The 1274-nt window shown below is 67.2% G+C and carries 1 protein-coding gene; it reads left to right on the top strand.

The window, feature by feature from the left end; genetic code table 11:
- Positions 1-120 precede the first annotated feature (120 nt).
- Entirely contained in the window at positions 121-1239 is a 1119-nt protein-coding gene (locus tag C1J01_RS48100) for an IS630 family transposase (RefSeq protein WP_111185826.1), read from the top strand.
- Positions 1240-1274 lie beyond the last annotated feature (35 nt).

Genomic DNA, 1274 nt, shown 5'->3' with positions numbered 1-1274 from the left:
CTAGTGGGGTGACCACGAACGTTCACCGGGTCGATTGAGGCATCGGTTGAAGATGCGTGAAGGCGGGCTGATCGGTCACCCTCGATAGGCATGTGTCGTCGTCGAGGGTGAGGTGCGTGGATGGCAGAGCCGGTCAGAGCACGGCGGCTGAGCGAAGACGAAGGACGCCGGTTGCAGCAGATCGTGCGCCGGGGCAGGCATGACTCGATCCGGGTACGCCGGGCGGTGATCATCATGGCGTCAGCGTCGGGGACGCCTGCTCCGGCGATCGCGCGGCTGGTCGCGGCGCATGAAGACACCGTGCGCGATGTGATCCACGCCTTCAACGAGCGAGGGCTGGCCGCGCTGGACCCTCAGTGGGCGGGAGGCCGTCCCCGCCTGATCAGTGATGCCGACATCGCGTTCATCATCCAGACGGCCAAGACGCGCCCGACCCGGCTGGGGCGCCCCTTCACCCACTGGAGCCTGCGCAAACTCGCCGACCATCTGGCCCGCCACAGCGACCGCGCCGTCATCATCGGACGCGAGCACCTCCGCCGGCTACTGCACCGGTACGGCATAACCTTCCAGCGCACCCGCACCTGGAAGACCTCCAACGATCCGGACTTCGATGCCAAGCTGGACCGGATCGAGGAGGTCACCAGCCGATTCCCCAACCGGTGCTTCGCCTTCGATCAGTTCGGCCCGTTATCCATCCGCCCCTGTCAAGGCGCCGGATGGGCCGTGCGCGGCAAGCCGGGCCGGCTCCCGGCGACCTACCGCCGCACACACGGCGTGCGCTACTTCCACGGCTGCTACTCCCTCGGCGACGACACTCTGTGGGGCGTCACCCGGCGCGGTAAGAGCGGCGCCAACACCCTGACCGCGCTGAAGTCGATCCGCACCGCCCGTCCCGACGGCGCCCCCATCTACGTCATCTTGGACAACCTGTCTGCCAACAAGACACCGGCCATCCGAGCCTGGGCGGCCAGGAACAAGGTCGAGCTGTGCTTCACCCCGACCTACGCCTCTTGGGCCAACCCGATCGAGCCACAGTTCGGTCCGCTGCGCACTTTCGTGATCTCCGGCTCGGACCATCCCAACCATGTCGTCCTGGCCCGCGAGCTACAGGCTTACCTGCGCTGGCGCAACGCCAATGCCCGCCACCCCGATGTGCTGGCCGCTCAACGCCGTGAACGCGCCCGCATCCGCAGCGAACGCCAGCATCGTTGGGGCCGTCCCCGCGACGAAGCCGCATGATCAAAACCGGTGAACGTTCGTGGTCAGCCCACTAG

Source organism: Nonomuraea aridisoli (assembly GCF_003236395.1).
GTDB classification, from domain to species: Bacteria; Actinomycetota; Actinomycetes; order Streptosporangiales; family Streptosporangiaceae; genus Nonomuraea; species Nonomuraea aridisoli.
The sequence above is the reverse complement of the archived record's forward strand: the minus strand, read 5'-3'. Positions and strand labels throughout refer to the sequence as shown.